This is a genomic window from Microcella sp. (genome assembly GCF_051860105.1).
GTDB lineage: Bacteria > Actinomycetota > Actinomycetes > Actinomycetales > Microbacteriaceae > Microcella.
Window position 1 is genome coordinate 12779 of sequence record NZ_JBHYEO010000020.1, and the last position, 15295, is coordinate 28073.

The window sequence follows — 15295 nt, forward strand, 5'->3', positions numbered from 1 at the left end:
TCCGTCACGACCGGGCCATCACGATTCGGGGTCGTACATGAACTCGCGCAGCTCTTGCGGGCAGCGGCAGGCGACCGCGACCCGGCGCGCCCACTCGATCGCCTCGGCGCGGGTCGGCACCTCGATGATCGTGTGGCCGCCGTCGAGGTCGTCGAACGCGGAGTAGAGCGGCTCGCTCACGGTGCCGTCGCCGGCGACGGCGACGGGAGCGACGTCCTCATTGATGCCGCCGCCGAAGACGTAGACGCCCGCGGCCTTCATGTCGCGGATCACCTGGTGCGACTCTTCGACGACGTTGTCCCAATCGCCGTCTGCCACCTGCATGACACCGCTCGGAAAGGAGATCAGGTACTTCGTCATGGGCTGACGGTAGCGCGTCGGGTTCCGGTGCCGCGAGGGTGTGCGGGTGAGCGGCGAGCGCGTCGGGGTGACTACGAGCCCGGGCGAACGACGTCGTAGGTGAGTCGCACGAGCCCGTCATCCGCGGTCGCATGGGTGCCGCGCAGGCTCAGCAGCACGTCGCGATCGAGGTCACCGAACAGCCGGCGCCCGCTGCCGATCAGCACCGGAGCGATCGACACCGTCAGTTCGTCGACAAGCCCGGCAGCCAGGAACGCCTGAATCGTGCGGCCGCCGTCGATGTAGACCCGGCGTGCGCCGGTTCGGGTCAGGATGCTCCGGGCCTCGTCGAGCGACCGCGCGACCACGACGCGCTCGTCGTCGGTCACCAGACCCGAACTGAGCACGATCACCGCCTTCCCGTCGAACGGCCAGGGGTCGAAGGCGAGCACCGACTCGTACGTGTGGCGCCCGATCAGCAGGGTGTCGATCGCAGGGTAGAACGTCTCCCAGACGAGAGCCGGCGCAGGCGGATCGACGGTGGCGATGTGCGCGCCGATGGGGTGGGCGCGGGGCTCGGGGTCGGTGAGCCACGAGAGCTCACCGTCGGTGCGGGCGATGAAGCCGTCGAGGCTCACGCCGATGAAGACGCAGCCGCGCCAGGTGCGGGTCGTGGTCATGTCCAGGTCTCCAGGAATCGGTCGAGGGTGTCGGTGGCGGGCGTCGGTTCGAGGCCGGCGGCGTGCCGGAACAGGGCGCCGTGCAGCGCGTCGAGCAGCAGCATTGCTCCGCCGTGCGGGTCGCGCAGGCGCGGGAGGGGGAGCTGCTCGAGCAGCTGCTCGAGATAGCGCACCTGCGCGCTCCAGCCCTCGTGGAGCGCCGCGGTCAGCGTCGGTGAGCGCAGGTCGCCGAGCACCTCGCCGAGGGCGTAGACGGCCGCCGCGTCGGAGGGAGCACCGAACGCCTCCGCGACATAGGCCCGTAGCTCCCGCTCCGCCGGGAGGTCGCCGAGGGGCGCGACCGGGATGCGGGCGATCCACCGACGTGCCAGCGCGTGCAGCAGCCCGTCTTTCGAGCCGAAGCGCTTAAGCAGGCCGGCCGGTGACAGCCCGACAGCCGGGGCGACGTCGTGCAGGCTCCAGGGGCCGCCGTCCGCCCGGGTCGACAGCGCGGCGTCGATGCGGTCGAGCAGCTCGTCGTCGCTCAGGGTCCGGGGGCGTGCCATGCCATTAGTAAATCATAATTCACTAACTCGGACGGGTTCGCGAGATGCGCGTGGGTGCCGCGAGGCTAGCGAACGCGATCTGTTGCCGAGACGAGACCCGATCGGTACGCCACGACGACCGCTTGAGCACGATCACGCGCCCCGATCTTTGCCATGATGCGCTTGACATGAGTCTTCGCGGTGGACTCCGCAATGACCAGAGTTGCCGCGAGTTCGGCGTTGGAGTGGCCGAGGGCGACGAGCCGAAGAACCTCCTGCTCGCGATCGGTCAAGAGCGCGACGGCCGCGCGGTCAACGGCATTGCCGTCGAGATCGGCGCCACCTCCGAGCACGAAGTGGTCGATCAGGTCGCGAGTGACGGCAGGATCGAGCAGCGCGTCTCCGCTGTGGATCGTGCGCACGGCGTCGATGAGGCGTTCTGGCTCCGTGCGCTTGAGAAGGAACCCGCTCGCCCCGGCGCGCATGGCGCCCCAGACATAGTGGTCGTGGCGAAACGTGGTGAGCACGAGCACCCGAACACCGTCGTGCTCGGCGGTGACGCGCTGGGTTGCCTCGATGCCGTCGATTCCGGGCATCCGCACATCCATGAGCACGACGTCGGGCTTCAGTTCGCGGCAGAGCCTGACCGCCTCTAACCCGTCACCAGCCTCGCCGACCACTCGCATGTCATCAGCGCTCGAGATCACCACCCTGACGCCCTGGCGGAGCAGGGCATCGTCGTCGGCGATCAGTATCGAGATCGTCACGCGAGTGTCAGTTCGGCGTGGATGTGGAAGCCGTGCGCGTCGCGCCAGTGCTGCAGCGAGCCATCGAACAGCTCCACGCGTTCTGACATGCCCCGCAGTCCGCGGCCGGGCAGATAGTGGCCGCTGCTGTGCCCATTGTCGGAGACATCGATGGTCAGCGTCTCCGTGCCGGCGACGCGCACCGTCGCTCGTGAAGCCTTGCCATGCCGCAGAGAGTTCGTCAGCGCCTCTTGCACGATGCGATAGGCCACGACATCCACGGGAGGTGGCAGAGTGCGCGGCACGATGTCGAGCTCGAGTTCCAGGCCCACTGCCGACAGCCGGTCTCGCAGGGCGGGCAGTTCGCCCAGCCCCATCGGGGTGGCGGGTTCGACATCGTCGTGCAGGATTCCGAGAAGGGTGTCGAGTTCGTCCAGGGCCTGACGCGCCGTGTTCTCCATGTCGCCCAGCATCGCCTTCGCGGTCGAGGGATCGCGATCGATCATGAGGCGGCTCGCGCCCGCCTGCACCAGCATGACGTTCACCGTGTGCCCGACCACATCATGCAGCTCTCGAGCGATGCGCACCCGCTCCTCGGCGATCGCTTCGTGCCGCGAGGCCTCTCGCGCACGATCCGACTGCTCCCGGCTTCGGGCCATCTGGAATCCCACCGCCCAGGCGGCGAACCACGCTCCGAATGCAGTAATCGTGAGAACACCGAACGGTTCTGATGCGCCGGTGAAGTATGCGATGAGCCCGGGAATCAGAATGACGGGGCCCCAGAGTGCACGACGGCGACTGCCGTACACGCCCAACGAAAACAACCCGACCAGGTTCGCGTAGGGAGCGATCGCGCTGAAGTCGGCCCAGAGGGCCTGGGTGATGAGCGCTGCACTGCCGACGGCGTAGCTCGCAAGCGGCCACAGGCGGTGAAAGGCAAGGCTCCCGCCGATCACGATCGCCAGAGCGATCGAGCCGACGAGAGTCGATGACTCAGGTGATGCCCGCACCGCTTGCTCGATGACCAAGACCGTGGTCAGCGTGATCGACACACTGAGGTCAAGGATCACAGCCGTTCTGCGCACCACGAGCACATCATCCCACTGTCATGGGTGATTGCGGCTGGGGCGATTGCGGCGGGAGTGTGGCGGGGCGAGACGCGAACGAGCGCATGCTGAGTGCCAGCGCTACGAGAGCGATCACGATACCGACAACGCCGAGGGCTCCCACGGCAGGCGCGGGGGCGAGCCACGACTCGCCCGCATAGGCGGTCACGGTCACCGACACGAACGTCGCCACGCCGCCGACCGAACCCAGCGCGACGAGAGCAAGCCGTCGACGCTCTGCCGAGACGATGGCGAGCACTGCGAGGAACTGCACGAGGTGCATGCCGACGAAGTGCGCGAGTTTGCCGCTGCCCTCAGGGCCGAACACGACCTCGTAGGGCACGCTGCCGGTGGTCGCGAGGTGTGCCTGGCCGGCGCTGATGAGGTCGCTTCCGATGTATCCGGCTGCGATGAGGCAGACGAGCCCGACGATCACTGCGAGCCGTTCGCCGCCGTTGCCCCGGAACTGCACGAGAACCCCGATCAGAACGAGAAGAAGGCTGAGAACGACCAGAAGCACAGAGATGGCCATGACGCTGAAGATGATCGCGTCGACGTCGGTCGCCGTATTGAAGTGCGAGGGCTCGCCGCGCCACGTCTGAAAAGTGATGGCCGTGACCTCGATCACCGAGAACACACCGAGCAGGGCAGTGGGAATCCATCCCCAGCGTCGGTGGGGCATGAGGCGCAGAATCCAGGCGACGGTGAGCGACAGCATGCCGAACGACAGCCCGAACACGACGGGCTTACGCCACGAGAGAGGCCCCAGCCAGTCGTCCCCTGAGGCGAGCGCTCCCATCGCTATGACTCCGTGGATGATGCCCGAGGCGATCAGCACGACCCCCACGACGGAGAGAAAGCGCTGCTGGGCGGTGAGGGGGCGAACGTGGCCCCAGAGGTGGCTCCCGAGGTGTCTGAGCACGGTGGATCGTCCTTTCACCGGCGAGACCCTCTCGGCAGGCTCAGCAAAAGTACGGGTGTGGCGCGCGCTCCTCATCCCTCCTGTGGGGTCACTTCAGGTACCCCGTGGGGAGGACGACGATCTCGGCCGAGCCGTCGAGCGGTACCGATCGCGTGGCGATGCGGGGCGCCCGAGTCGCTCCCCGTGCGTTATGGCGTGGCGGGAGCGACCGTGATCCGCATGACGGTCTTGCTGGTGCCGATTCGGCGCTCGAACGTGAAGCCTGCCTTCTCGAACATGGCCCTCGTGCCGTTGTGGAGAAACGACGACGACGTGCGCTTGTCGGGGGCGAGCTCATTCGGGAACGACACCACGTCGCCTCCTCCGGCCCGCGCGATCAGCGCGAGCGCACCATCCAGTGCCTCCCGAGCCACCCCCGACCGACGATGGTCGCGATCGACGAAGAAGCACGTGATGCGCCAGGGCGCTGGCCTGGCCTCGCCCGCGTCGTACTGCTTGCGGTGGTAGATGCCGGGCAGCTCGACCGGGCTGCCGTACTGGCACCAGGCGATCACATCGTCGCCATCGAAGACGAGCGCAGCATGCGCAACGCCCTCGGTCACCAGTCGCCGTTTGAACGTGGGGCGGTCGTACTCGCTCTTGACGGTGAGTTCTGTGTCGGAGTGGAAGTACGAGCAGTAGCACCCGCCCCAGACGCCGTTGTGCTTCTGCGCGAGAGCCAGCCACGCCGGGAACGTCTCGGGAGTGAGTGGTCTGATGACGTGGGAACTCTGCATAGTGCTCGCCCTCTCGTCACGGTGACCCCATTGACAGGAGGCCCCAGTCTGGTGGCTGGCATACGCGGCAGGCAAGGGCCCCACGCCGCCCGGTGCACGACCGGGCTACCGCAGTCGCCAGGGCAGCACGACGTGCAGCAGCGGCGGCAGGGACGCGCCGAGCAGCACCCAGCTGAGCACCTCATCACCGGGGCGCACGAGGATGCCTCCGATGAGCAGCGCCGCGAAGAGGATCGCCGAGGTCACGCGGCGAACACTGCCGTCGAGCACGCGCAGGCGCTGCTCGACCTCGGGGCTGCGGGTGGCGAGCTCGCCGCGGTCGAGGCGCGTGGCGAGAGCATCCACCCGTTGGGGCAATCGGGCCACGGCCGAGAGGATCGCGACCGCCTCGCGGCCGAGGCTGCGCACGGTCGACGCTCCGCCGCCGTTGAGCAGGGTGCGGGCGAAGGGGTCGACGGCGTCCCACATGTTGAAGTCGCGGTTGAGGGCGCTCGTGACGCCCGAGATGAGTGAGATGGTGCGCACGAGCAGCAGGTAGTTCTCGGGCAGCTGGAACGGCAGCGTGCGCACGAGCTCGCTGAACTGCAGCGCGAACTGCTCGAGCTCGCGCGGGTCGATGCGGGTCAGCTCGGCGACGCCCATGCCGCCGAAGCGGTCGAAGAGGGCCGTGATGGCGCGCTCAAGCTCGACGGTGTCAGCGCTCGGCAGCAGCACGCCGAGCCGCTGCGTCGCGACGACCCAGCCGCGGGCGTCGCGCGCGGCGACGGCGAAGATGAACTGCTGCAGTCCGGTGCGCAGCTCGTCGGTGATCTCGCCCATCATGCCAAAGTCGATGAAGGTGAGGGTGAAGCCGTGCTCGGCGCTGGGGGTGACGAAGATGTTGCCCGGGTGCGGGTCGGCGTGGAAGAAGCCTGCGACGAAGATCTGCTCGAAGGTCGCTCGCGCCAGCTCGGCGGCGACCGCGTTCGGGTCGATGCCGGCGGCGACGAGGCCCGCGACGTCGGTGATCTTGATGGCCGTGACATCGCTCAGCGTCAGCACCCGGCGCGCGCTGCGCTCCCACACCACGTCGGGCGTGCCGACGCGCGGGTCGTCGGCGAAGTCGGCAGCGAAGCGCTCGACGTTGATCGCTTCGTGCCCGTAATCGATCTCTTCGAGGCTCGTCGTGGCGAACTCCTCGACGAGCGCGGGGGCGTCGGCGCGGCGGCTGACGAGCCGGACGCGCGAGAGCCAGCGGCCGACGCGGCGCAGGGCGGCGAGGTCGACCTCGACGATCTGCTCGATGCCCGGCCGCAGCACCTTGACGACCACCTGCTCGAACCCGAGGTCGGCGGCGATGCCGGGGGAGAGGCGCGCGCGGTGCGCCTGGCCCAGCGAGGCGGCCGCGATCGGCTCGGACTCGATGCTGCGGAAAGCGCGATCGATCGGGATGCCCAGCTCGCGCTCGACCTGCTCGACGATGCGCGCGAAGGGCTCGGGAGCCACCTCGTCTTGCAGGCCCTCGAGCTCGCGCGTGATCTCCGGCGGCAGGATGTCGAGGCGCGACGACAAGAACTGCCCGACCTTGATCATGAGCCCGCCGAGGTCGGCGGCGAGGTCGTGGAAGCGGCGAGCGAGCTTCTGGAGGCGACGGATGCGCCCTCGCGCCGCGAGGCGCGCCAGCCCGAACCGCGGCAGCACGAGCTCGAACCACCAGGCCTGCGCCAGCGCGCGCGCCGCGAAGCGCATGATACGGCGGTAGCGGGCCTTCAGGGCCGGATCGGTCGTCGGAGCGCGGTTCGCGCCCTCGGTTGGCACCGCCTAGTCTTCGGCGAGGATGGCGTAGAGCGCCTTGCGCGTCTGGTCGAGCAGGGCGGCGGCGCGCTCCTGCTGCTCGCGCGTGCCGGTCTGCGCCACCTGCGCGGCGGCCTGCGCGAGCTTCGCGCCGGCCCGCGGAACAGCCGTCGTGCGCTCGCTCCAGTGATCGTTCCAGCGCCCGCTCATGCGGTCGGCGAACTCGCTCATGCCCCAGTCGGGGCGCGCCCAGCCCTCGCGCTCGCCGTCGTGCGCCGTCGTGCTCGCGGCGGCTGCGGCCTCGCGGCCCGCATCGGTGAGCGTGTAGACGGTGCGCTCGCCGTCGTGCTGGGTGCTGATGAGGCCCTCGTCGGCGAGCTGCTGCAGCATCGGGTACACCTGGCTCGCGGTGGGCATCCACGCACCGCCGCTCGCGGCGCCGATGGCCTGCATGATCTGGTGGCCGTTCTTCGCCTCGTGCATGAGCGCGGTGAGGATGGCGGTGCGCAGATCGCCGTGCGCCGAGCCCGTGCCGGTGCTGCCGCGGGGCGTGAAGGCGTCGCGGAGGTTCTCGACGGCCTCGCGGATGTCGAAGCCGGAGGAGGAGGACGAGCTGCGCATTGCGGTTCCCTTCACGCCAGGGCGGGGGAGCGTCGAACGGCGTCCCTCACGCGCTCCCACAGTACGCACGCCACCTGGATGCGCGCCGACGGCAGCATCGGTGCGCGCTGATCGCCCGCTGTGCCGGGTTAGTTCGCGCCGCCCTTCGGGTCGGCGAGCTTGCCGCGCAGCAGGAGCAGCGGCAGCAGCCATCCGCCGAGCGCCGTGATGAGCCACACGATGAGGCTCGCGAGCACCCACGTGTCGATGCCGCTCAACGTGATGCCGCCGGGGAAGAAGCTCGCGAGCAGCAGGGCGACGAACGTCGAGACGAGCCCGATACCGCCGAGCACGGCGGGTGCGTACTTGCGCGCCATGTTGATGATGAACGGGGTCAGGATGCTCTGCGCGAGCGCGAACACCGCGACGGCCACGACGAAGCCCGAGAGCGAGAGCCCGAACCCGGGAAGGATCCACGAGGTGACGAGCAGCGCCAGCGCGGCGGTGCCGACGTAGATCGCGAGGCGGATGAGGAACCGGAGCATGGCATGCACCTTTCGACAGGTCGGGGCGGTGCGATCACGCTATACCCGGCCGACGCATCAGCGTGGTACCGTTCGGCCAGTTGCCCCAGACCCCGGTAGCGGTTCATTCCCCACTACTTCTCTGAGGACACCCCCATGACGAACTCTGAGAGCGTGCTAGCCGCCGCTCCTGTTCAGCCCGCCCGCTCCGATCGCCTGACGACGCAGCTCGACATCGTGCGATCGGCGGGGGCTCGCCGCGTGCTCGCCGTGCTGCGGCTGGCGACGGGCTTCATCTTCCTCTGGGCCTTCCTCGACAAGGCGTTCGGGCTCGGGTACTCGACCCCCGCCGAGCGCGCGTGGATCTCGGGCGGAACCCCCAGCCGGGGCTTCCTGCTCGGCGACGCCGTCGTCGGACCGCTCAAGCCGGTGTTCGCGTCGATCGCGAGCCCCGCATCCGACGTTCTCTTCATGCTCGGGATGCTCGGCATCGGTCTCGCGGTCATGCTCGGCATCGGCCTGCGCGTGAGCGCCGTGGCGGGCACCGTCGTGCTGCTGCTCATGTACCTCGCCGAGTGGCCGATCGGGTTGGGCGCGGGATCGACCAACCCGATCGTCAACTACCACGTGATCTACGCGCTGTCGCTCATCGTGATCGCCGTGCTGCACGCGGGTGACACGTGGGGCGCCGGCCGGCCGTGGAAGCGGCTCGGCATCGTGCAGCGGGCGCCCTGGCTGATCTAGCCGCGCCCGGGCCCACCGCAGCGGGCCCGGCCAGCCTCGCTCAGCCCGTGAACGCCGCCTCGTAGACCGCGCGCAGCTCGGCGCTGTCGGTGCCGCTGAGCCCGCATCCGGCGATCGTGCCGTCGGTGGCTGACACCAGATAGGCCTCGCCCGCCTCGAAGGGAACACCCGAGAAGTCGCCGCTCGCGGCGTCGACCTGGGGCACCTCGACGCGGTCGGCGACCTCGCCCGCGAAGCGCTCGGTCACCTCGAGCGTCACGGTGTCTCCCTCGATCGTGAGCACGCGCGCTGCGAAAGCCTGCTCCTGCATGAGCAGCCCCTCGGGGCTCACGGCGAGGCAGCTGCCGCCCGCGAGGCCGCCGTCGGTGGGCTGGGCGAGCGGTTCGACCGTCGGGGTGCCGCCCAGCATGAGCGGAACCGCGATGGCGATGGCGGCGGCCGCGGCGCTCGCCGCGACGGCGATCGGCACCCACACGCGCAGCGCGGGGCTGCGGCGGGCGTCGGCGAGAGGGGTCGGGGTGTGCGTGGTCATGATCTGCTCCATCCTGTGGTCGAGCCACGTCGGCGGGAGGGGAGCCAGGTCGCGCGCCGGGTCGGCGCCGCGAACCTGGTCGCGCAGCGCGCGGTCATCGTCGTGCATCGGTGCTCCCTTCCTCTGCCTCGACATGTCCGGCAGGAGGTGCGGATTTCAGCAGCTCGTCGCGCAGGCGCTTCTTGGCCCGGTGCAGTCGGATCGCCGCGGCATTCGCACTGATGCCGAGCACGGTCGCCAGCTGCGGGCTCTCGAGGCCGTCCCACGCCCACAGGCGCAGCAGGTCGGCGTCGTCGCGGCGCAACCGCGTGAGGGCATCCCGCACCGCGATCGCATCAGAGCCGTCGGTCTCGAACTCGATCACCGATGCGGGCGGGTCGAGCGCGACGATCTTGCCGACCAGCCGGGTGCGGCGCCGCTCGGCCCGCTGCGCATTCGCGAGCAGGTTGCGGGCCACGACGATCGCCCACGGGATGATCTCGACGGGCTCGGTCGGGACCTCGTCGAGTCGGCGCCAGCAGACGAGCAGCGTCTCGTTGAGCACCTCGTCGGCGGTCGCGGCGTCGGTGCGGCGCACGAGGTACCGCCGCACGGGCTCCACGACGAGGGCGGCGAGCGTGCGGAATCGCTGCTCGCGCTCGGCATCGGTCACGGCTCTGACACTGCACCATGTCCGGCACCGCCGGGCAGATTTCACCGAGACCCTGAGCGTTCATCGAGAAGCCCTTCTGCCCGCCGCAGCACATCACTACAGTGAGCGTCACCGGCCCCCGCTGTGGCGGCCCCAGCGGATGGAGCACCGATGGCCCACACGACAGAACGCCTCGGACCGATCGACTACGTCGTGATCGAGTTCCCCGACGGGAAGGTCACCGGGGCGGGCTTCCGCCGCATCGTCGAGCTGTCGGATGCCGCGCGCATCCTCGTGCTCGACATCGAGTTCCTCAGCAAGAGCGCCGACGGCCACGTCGTCACCACGCCCGCCCACGACTTCGGCGAGATCGACGGGGTCGACATGGGCTTCTTCGACGGTGCCGCCTCCTACCTCCTGGAAGACGACGACATCCACGAGATCGGCGGCGCGATGTCGCCCGGCAGCGTCGCCGTCGTCGTCATCTACGAAGAGCTGTCGATGATCTCGGCGCTCGCCGCCTGGGAGGGCGAGGGCGCCGTGCTGCTCGCTGAAGGGCCGATCGAGGTCGAGGCGCTCGTCGCCGCGATCGACTCGACGGAATCATCGACGACCGAGAAGGACTGATCATGCGACTGCTCCGAACCGCCACCCACGCCGCTGTCGCCACCTCGGTGCACGGCAAGGTCTCTCGCCGACAGCAGGCCCAGTGGGCTCAGCAGACCGCGGCGGCTCCCGCTGCGGCTGCGGCCGCTCCGACTCCCGAGCCCGCCGCCGCGCCCGCCGCACCCGCGAACGACATGGGCGCGAAGCTCGAGCAGCTCAAGCAGCTCGGAGAATTGCGCGACGCGGGCATCCTGACGCCCGAAGAGTTCGAGGCGAAGAAGGCCGTGATCCTGGGCTGACTCGCCTAGCTGCCGAGCAGCACGAACAGCAGCGTCGTGCCGCTGAGGGTGATGGCCACGAGGCCGACGATGAGCACCCACGTGATGGCCTTCATGCTGCGGAGCTTGCCGAGGAAGCCCACCGGGCGGTCGTCGTGATCGGACATGGGCCGAGCCTAGCGGGCGCGGTCAGCGCAACTCGGCGAGAGCGGTGATGAGCTCGCCCACCGTGTGGCCGGCGTTCGAGGGGTGCCGCAGCGGCGCCGTCGGCACCACCGCGTAGTGGTTGCGCCGCCCGCGCCGCTCACGCTCGAGATAGCCCGTGTCGACGAGGTCGCCGAGGATCGTCACGGTCGAGCGCGTCGAGATGCCGACCTCGACGGCGAGCTGCTGCACCGTGGCGTCGGGGTTCTTCGCCACCTCGAGCAGCACGTGCGCATGGTGGGTCAGGAAGGTCCACGACGACATGACGCCATTGTGTCAGGTGACCCGCTCGGCGGTCAGCGAGCGATGAGCACGTCGAGCGCCATGCCGGGGCAGGCGAAGCGCTCGAAGTCGGCGAGGTCGCCGCCGCGGATGGTGTCGCCCGTCTCGCGCGCAGGGCTCGTGGAGATCAGCACCCGGCCGACTCCGTTGACGACCGAGATGTCGTCGCCGAACGCGGCGAGGCGCGGGGTCAGGTCGCGCTCGACGCGGTCGATGAGCAGGTCGAGCGCGACGGCGCCCACGAACTCGCCGTCGATGTGCACGGGCGCGGCGACGGTGATTGTGTACTCGTCGCTGCACAGGTAGTCGACGTAGGGGCCCGCAACGTGCGGCTTCCCGGTGGCGTGCGGCACGCGGTACCACTCGAGCTCGCTGTAGTCGATGTGCTCTTTGTTGACCGACTGCGAGGCGAGCACAAGCTTCGCCTGCTGCGGTCCCTGCCACCAGGCGAGGTGGCTGTTGGCGTCGGCGAGCGAGTCGAGGGCGGCGATGAAGCCCGAGCCGTAGACGGGCAGGTCGACCGTGTCGAACAGGCGAAGGGCGGAGGGCTCGACGACCTCGTCGAGCTGATCGGTGGTGATCGGCCCGCTGCGACGCATCGCGGCGATGTCGTCGGCGAGCGCCAGGTTCCAGGCCGCGAGCGCATCGAGGGCGCGCCCGAAGTACTCGGTCACGAGGTCGACGGGATGCTCGGTGGCGATGGGCGACGCGGGCGGGGCGGGGTGGATGCTCACGGTCGGCTCCTTTCAGTGCGGGGGTGGATGATCGGGGTGGGCGGCATCAGCGCCGGTGCCGCAGCATGCTGCTCGCGGTAGGCGATGAGCCATTCCACGCACGTGCGCATGGTGTCTCGCAGGGTTCTCACGGCGGTCTCGGCAGCCCCGTCGCCGACGGCGTGCAGCACGTCGATCAGGTGGGTGCGGCACATCGCCCGACTGACCGGGTCGGTGTCGATGAGCGCGAACAGGGGTGAGAACTCGCCCTGCAGCTTCATCTGCTCGCGCGTGAGCCGCGCCGACTGGCTGAGGGCGGCGAGCTCGATGACGGCGTCGTCGGATGCCCGGCGCCAGGCCGCGAGATCGCGGTCGTCACCGCGCTCGAGGCGCGCGACGATCATCGCGATCTCGCTGGCATCAGCGCGACGGGCCGCGAGGTCGACGCACGCGGCGGTGATCGCGAGGTAGTGCTGGGCGGCGTCGCGCAGGCTCACGCGCGATCCGTCGAGCAGGGCGCGGGTCGCGAAGCGCACGGGGTCGGCGCTATCGGCGATGAAGCTGCCGCCGTTCCGGCCGCGCCGGGTGACGATGAGACCGCGCTCGCGGAGGGCGAGCAGGGCTTCGCGCGCGGTGGCGGGCGCGACTCCGAAGGCGGCGGCCAGCTCGGTCTCGGGCGGTAACCGCTCACCGGCGGCGAGCACGCCGCCCATGATCGCTTCGGCGATGCGCCGTTCGACGAGCGCGGCGCGCCCCTCATCGCCGATGGGCTGGAAGACGGCGCTGTGCAATCGGGTCGGTCGGCCCGAGCGGGGCGCGACGCTGCGATTGCTCATGGCCCCATTGTCGGGCACGCACCCGAGAGCGTTACACCGCCGTTATGCGATCGAAATAAAAGATATGAAACTATACGTTTACAGTTATTGCACCGACCAACGATGTCTCGGAGGATTCACGCCGCCATGTCCGCCCCTCATGCGACGACCGCCCCCGGCGCGCCCGGCCCCGCTGACCCCGAGCGCGGCCACGGCGGCGTCGAGCTGACCGGCGTCACCAAGCGCTTCGGCGAGACCACCGCCGTCGACGACCTCACCCTGACCGTCGAGTCGGGCGAGTTCTTCTCGATGCTCGGCCCCTCCGGCTCGGGCAAGACCACCGTGCTGCGCCTGATCGCCGGGTTCGAAGAGGTCACGAGCGGCACGATCGCGATCGCCGGCACCGACGTCACGGGCGCCGCGCCCTTCGACCGCACGGTCAACACGGTCTTCCAGGACTACGCGCTCTTCCCGCACATGTCGATCGCCGAGAACGTGGCCTACGGCCTTCGCGTGCGCAAAGTCGCCAAGGCCGAGCAGCAGGAGCGCGTCGCCACGGCGCTCGAGCAGGTGCGCCTGAGCCACGTGGCCGACCGCCTGCCGCACCAGCTCTCGGGAGGCCAGCGGCAGCGCATCGCCCTCGCCCGCGCTCTCATCCTGCAGCCGCGCGTGCTGCTGCTCGACGAGCCGCTCGGCGCCCTCGACAAGCAGCTGCGCGAGCAGATGCAGATCGAGCTCAAGCAGATTCAGCGCGAGGTCGGCATCACCTTCATCTTCGTCACGCACGACCAGGAGGAGGCGCTGACGCTGAGCGATCGCATCGCCGTGTTCAACAACGGCCGCGTCGAGCAGGTCGGCACGCCGCGCGAGGTCTACGAGTATCCGCAGACGGCCTTCGTCGCCAGCTTCCTCGGCCTGTCGAACCTCATCGACGCCGCGCACGCCGAGCGCCTGACCGGCGTCGCCACCGCCATCAGCGTTCGCCCCGAGCGCGTTCGCCTCGTGGATGCCCGCACCGAGCCCGCCGCCCACGAGACCTGCGTCGACGGCACGATCGTCGAGACCGTCTACACCGGCCCGACGACGCGGTACATCGTCGACACCGTCGACGGGCTCCGCGTCGTCGCCGAGCGCCACAACGACCACGCCCCGAGCGACACGGCCCCGTACCACCGCGGCGACGCCGTGCGCGCGGTGTGGGTGACCGAGCACGCCGCCGTCGTCCCCTGAGCCCGGGCATCCCTGCCCCACCCCTGCACCACCCCAGCACCACCCCCAACCAAGGAGAAACCATGCGAAAGAAACTGATGGCCCTCTCGGCCACCGCGGCAGTGTCAGCGCTGATGCTCGCCGGCTGTGCGGCGCCCGCCGCGAACGAGGGCTCGGGCGAGATCGTCTTCGACGTGCCCGATGTTCCCATGCACGAGGCGCTCGGCGAGGGCGAGGGCCAGGTCGACATCATCGCCTGGTCGGGCTTCGTGGAGCCGGCCTGGGCCGACACGTTCACCGAGGAGACCGGCTGCGTCGTGAACCGCAAGGTCGCGGGCACGAGCGACGAGATGGTGCAGCTCATGCGCACCGGCGACTACGACCTCGTCTCGGCCTCGGGCGACGCGAGCCTGCGCCTGATCGTCGGTGGCGACGTCGCCCCGATCAACCGCGACCTGCTGCCGAACTTCGGCGACGACATCGTTCCGGGCATGCAGGGCCAGCTGTACGACACGATCAACGGCAAGGTCTACGGCGTTCCGATCGGCCGCGGCGCCAACATCCTGCAGTACAACACCGAGGTCGTCACCGAGACGCCCACGAGCTGGGACATCGTGTGGGAGGCGGACAGCCCCTACGCCGGTCAGATCACCGCGTACGACGCACCGATCTACATCGCCGACGCCGCGGTGTACCTGATGTACCACCAGCCGGAGCTCGGCATCCAGAACCCCTACGCGCTCGACGAGACGCAGCTCGCCGCCGCGGTCGACCTGCTGAAGCAGCAGAACGCGATCGTCGCCGAGTACTGGGCCGACCCGGTCGCGCAGATCACCTCGTTCCTCGGCGGCACGACCGTCGCGGGCACCTCGTGGGAGGTGCTGCGCAAGTTCACGGAGGACACCGAGAAGTTCGGCGGCACCCTGCCCGTCGAGGGCTCGACCGGCTGGTCGGACGCCTGGATGATCTCGAGCCAGTCGGACGCGCCCAACTGCGCGTACCTCTGGATGGACTACACGAGCTCGGCCGAGGTGAACGGCGCCATCGCCATGAACTTCGGTATGGCTCCCGCCAACGGTGCCTTCTGCGAGCTCTCTGACGAGGCCGCTGCTCACTGCGAGCAGTTCAATGCCCTCAACGAGGAGTACTTCGCGAACGTCTGGTACTGGACGACCCCGATCGAGCAGTGCATCGACGGCCGCACCGAGGTGCAGTGCACCTCGTTCCAGGACTGGACCAACGCCTGGGCGACCATCAAGGGCTAGACCCTGACCGCGGAGGGGTGGGGCCG

General features: G+C 69.5%; 21 protein-coding genes. 5 read left to right on the plus strand and 16 right to left on the minus strand.

Going from position 1 to position 15295, the window contains the following annotated elements:
- Positions 1-18: 18 nt before the first annotated feature.
- The 10 genes from ACTIE9_RS10595 to ACTIE9_RS10640 all read right to left on the minus strand — a co-directional run bounded on the left by ACTIE9_RS10595 (position 19) and on the right by ACTIE9_RS10640 (position 8011).
- Positions 19-360 carry a YciI family protein gene (locus tag ACTIE9_RS10595; protein ID WP_439565541.1) on the minus strand — a complete coding sequence of 114 codons (342 nt, stop codon included), beginning with the start codon at positions 358-360 and terminating at the stop codon, positions 19-21.
- Positions 361-431: 71 nt separating this feature from the next.
- Positions 432-1019 carry a dihydrofolate reductase family protein gene (locus ACTIE9_RS10600; RefSeq protein WP_439565542.1) on the minus strand — a complete coding sequence of 196 codons (588 nt, stop codon included), beginning with the start codon at positions 1017-1019 and terminating at the stop codon, positions 432-434.
- Complete coding sequence (locus tag ACTIE9_RS10605; protein ID WP_439565543.1) at positions 1016-1564, minus strand: TetR/AcrR family transcriptional regulator; 549 nt, start codon at positions 1562-1564, stop codon at positions 1016-1018. Before ACTIE9_RS10605 ends, ACTIE9_RS10600 begins: the two co-directional genes overlap by 4 nt.
- 65 nt (positions 1565-1629) lie before the next feature.
- Positions 1630-2310, minus strand: a complete 681-nt coding sequence (locus ACTIE9_RS10610; protein ID WP_439565544.1) for a response regulator — start codon at positions 2308-2310, stop codon at positions 1630-1632.
- A complete protein-coding gene (locus ACTIE9_RS10615; RefSeq protein ID WP_439565545.1) occupies positions 2307-3377 on the minus strand; it encodes a sensor histidine kinase in 1071 nt (356 codons plus the stop codon). The genes ACTIE9_RS10610 and ACTIE9_RS10615 overlap by 4 nt, the downstream gene beginning before the upstream one ends.
- 7 nt (positions 3378-3384) lie before the next feature.
- On the minus strand, positions 3385-4317 hold the full coding sequence (locus tag ACTIE9_RS10620) for a hypothetical protein (RefSeq protein WP_439565546.1): 933 nt from the start codon (positions 4315-4317) through the stop codon (positions 3385-3387).
- A gap of 188 nt (positions 4318-4505) precedes the next feature.
- The gene (locus ACTIE9_RS10625) at positions 4506-5093 is read right to left on the minus strand and encodes a GNAT family N-acetyltransferase (protein ID WP_439565547.1); all 588 of its coding nucleotides are present in this window, start codon (positions 5091-5093) and stop codon (positions 4506-4508) included.
- A 105-nt stretch (positions 5094-5198) separates the two neighbouring features.
- Positions 5199-6821 carry an ABC1 kinase family protein gene (locus ACTIE9_RS10630; protein ID WP_439565574.1) on the minus strand — a complete coding sequence of 541 codons (1623 nt, stop codon included), beginning with the start codon at positions 6819-6821 and terminating at the stop codon, positions 5199-5201.
- 72 nt (positions 6822-6893) lie between these two features.
- A complete protein-coding gene (locus ACTIE9_RS10635; protein WP_439565548.1) occupies positions 6894-7487 on the minus strand; it encodes a PadR family transcriptional regulator in 594 nt (197 codons plus the stop codon).
- A gap of 128 nt (positions 7488-7615) precedes the next feature.
- Positions 7616-8011 (minus strand): phage holin family protein, encoded by a 396-nt coding sequence (locus ACTIE9_RS10640; protein ID WP_439565549.1) that lies wholly within the window; start codon positions 8009-8011, stop codon positions 7616-7618.
- A 135-nt stretch (positions 8012-8146) separates the two neighbouring features.
- Here ACTIE9_RS10640 and ACTIE9_RS10645 point away from each other — a divergent pair, with 135 nt between their 5' ends.
- A complete protein-coding gene (locus tag ACTIE9_RS10645; RefSeq protein WP_439565550.1) occupies positions 8147-8734 on the plus strand; it encodes a DoxX family protein in 588 nt (195 codons plus the stop codon).
- A gap of 40 nt (positions 8735-8774) precedes the next feature.
- Here ACTIE9_RS10645 and ACTIE9_RS10650 read toward each other — a convergent pair whose 3' ends face one another.
- On the minus strand, positions 8775-9374 hold the full coding sequence (locus ACTIE9_RS10650) for a hypothetical protein (RefSeq protein ID WP_439565551.1): 600 nt from the start codon (positions 9372-9374) through the stop codon (positions 8775-8777).
- On the minus strand, positions 9361-9918 hold the full coding sequence (locus ACTIE9_RS10655) for an RNA polymerase sigma factor (protein WP_439565552.1): 558 nt from the start codon (positions 9916-9918) through the stop codon (positions 9361-9363). The genes ACTIE9_RS10650 and ACTIE9_RS10655 overlap by 14 nt, the downstream gene beginning before the upstream one ends.
- A 150-nt stretch (positions 9919-10068) precedes the next feature.
- Between ACTIE9_RS10655 and ACTIE9_RS10660 the strand changes: the two genes are divergently transcribed.
- Together ACTIE9_RS10660 and ACTIE9_RS10665 are read left to right on the plus strand one after the other, a co-directional pair.
- Positions 10069-10524 (plus strand): hypothetical protein, encoded by a 456-nt coding sequence (locus ACTIE9_RS10660; RefSeq protein WP_439565553.1) that lies wholly within the window; start codon positions 10069-10071, stop codon positions 10522-10524.
- A gap of 2 nt (positions 10525-10526) precedes the next feature.
- Positions 10527-10802: an SHOCT domain-containing protein gene (locus tag ACTIE9_RS10665; protein ID WP_439565554.1), complete on the plus strand. Its 276-nt coding sequence runs from the start codon at positions 10527-10529 to the stop codon at positions 10800-10802.
- A gap of 5 nt (positions 10803-10807) precedes the next feature.
- Here the strand turns inward: ACTIE9_RS10665 and ACTIE9_RS10670 are convergent, their stop codons facing one another.
- From ACTIE9_RS10670 to ACTIE9_RS10685, 4 genes are read right to left on the minus strand one after another with little or no spacing between them, the layout of a single operon-like run.
- The gene (locus tag ACTIE9_RS10670; protein WP_439565555.1) at positions 10808-10948 is read right to left on the minus strand and encodes a hypothetical protein; all 141 of its coding nucleotides are present in this window, start codon (positions 10946-10948) and stop codon (positions 10808-10810) included.
- Positions 10949-10970: 22 nt separating this feature from the next.
- The gene (locus ACTIE9_RS10675) at positions 10971-11249 is read right to left on the minus strand and encodes a MarR family transcriptional regulator (RefSeq protein WP_439565556.1); all 279 of its coding nucleotides are present in this window, start codon (positions 11247-11249) and stop codon (positions 10971-10973) included.
- 32 nt (positions 11250-11281) lie between these two features.
- Positions 11282-12001, minus strand: a complete 720-nt coding sequence (locus ACTIE9_RS10680; protein WP_439565557.1) for a cache domain-containing protein — start codon at positions 11999-12001, stop codon at positions 11282-11284.
- Positions 11998-12816, minus strand: coding sequence for a FadR/GntR family transcriptional regulator (locus ACTIE9_RS10685; RefSeq protein ID WP_439565558.1), 819 nt, complete (start codon positions 12814-12816; stop codon positions 11998-12000). Before ACTIE9_RS10685 ends, ACTIE9_RS10680 begins: the two co-directional genes overlap by 4 nt.
- Positions 12817-12942: 126 nt before the next feature.
- Between ACTIE9_RS10685 and ACTIE9_RS10690 the strand changes: the two genes are divergently transcribed.
- Together ACTIE9_RS10690 and ACTIE9_RS10695 are read left to right on the plus strand one after the other, a co-directional pair.
- The gene (locus ACTIE9_RS10690; RefSeq protein ID WP_439565559.1) at positions 12943-14025 is read left to right on the plus strand and encodes an ABC transporter ATP-binding protein; all 1083 of its coding nucleotides are present in this window, start codon (positions 12943-12945) and stop codon (positions 14023-14025) included.
- A gap of 62 nt (positions 14026-14087) precedes the next feature.
- Entirely contained in the window at positions 14088-15269 is a 1182-nt protein-coding gene (locus ACTIE9_RS10695) for a spermidine/putrescine ABC transporter substrate-binding protein (RefSeq protein ID WP_439565560.1), read from the plus strand.
- Positions 15270-15295 lie beyond the last annotated feature (26 nt).

Coding starts and splice junctions, on each gene's coding strand:
- ACTIE9_RS10600 (WP_439565542.1), bottom strand. CDS start 1,019: ATGACCACGACCCGCACCTGGCGCGGCTGCGTCTTCATCGGCGTGAGC.
- ACTIE9_RS10670 (WP_439565555.1), bottom strand. CDS start 10,948: ATGTCCGATCACGACGACCGCCCGGTGGGCTTCCTCGGCAAGCTCCGC.
- ACTIE9_RS10640 (WP_439565549.1), bottom strand. CDS start 8,011: ATGCTCCGGTTCCTCATCCGCCTCGCGATCTACGTCGGCACCGCCGCG.
- ACTIE9_RS10665 (WP_439565554.1), top strand. CDS start 10,527: ATGCGACTGCTCCGAACCGCCACCCACGCCGCTGTCGCCACCTCGGTG.
- ACTIE9_RS10630 (WP_439565574.1), bottom strand. CDS start 6,821: ATGCGCTTCGCGGCGCGCGCGCTGGCGCAGGCCTGGTGGTTCGAGCTC.
- ACTIE9_RS10635 (WP_439565548.1), bottom strand. CDS start 7,487: ATGCGCAGCTCGTCCTCCTCCTCCGGCTTCGACATCCGCGAGGCCGTC.
- ACTIE9_RS10695 (WP_439565560.1), top strand. CDS start 14,088: ATGCGAAAGAAACTGATGGCCCTCTCGGCCACCGCGGCAGTGTCAGCG.
- ACTIE9_RS10605 (WP_439565543.1), bottom strand. CDS start 1,564: ATGGCACGCCCCCGGACCCTGAGCGACGACGAGCTGCTCGACCGCATC.
- ACTIE9_RS10625 (WP_439565547.1), bottom strand. CDS start 5,093: ATGCAGAGTTCCCACGTCATCAGACCACTCACTCCCGAGACGTTCCCG.
- ACTIE9_RS10595 (WP_439565541.1), bottom strand. CDS start 360: ATGACGAAGTACCTGATCTCCTTTCCGAGCGGTGTCATGCAGGTGGCA.
- ACTIE9_RS10645 (WP_439565550.1), top strand. CDS start 8,147: ATGACGAACTCTGAGAGCGTGCTAGCCGCCGCTCCTGTTCAGCCCGCC.
- ACTIE9_RS10675 (WP_439565556.1), bottom strand. CDS start 11,249: ATGTCGTCGTGGACCTTCCTGACCCACCATGCGCACGTGCTGCTCGAG.
- ACTIE9_RS10685 (WP_439565558.1), bottom strand. CDS start 12,816: ATGAGCAATCGCAGCGTCGCGCCCCGCTCGGGCCGACCGACCCGATTG.
- ACTIE9_RS10660 (WP_439565553.1), top strand. CDS start 10,069: ATGGCCCACACGACAGAACGCCTCGGACCGATCGACTACGTCGTGATC.
- ACTIE9_RS10650 (WP_439565551.1), bottom strand. CDS start 9,374: ATGCACGACGATGACCGCGCGCTGCGCGACCAGGTTCGCGGCGCCGAC.
- ACTIE9_RS10690 (WP_439565559.1), top strand. CDS start 12,943: ATGTCCGCCCCTCATGCGACGACCGCCCCCGGCGCGCCCGGCCCCGCT.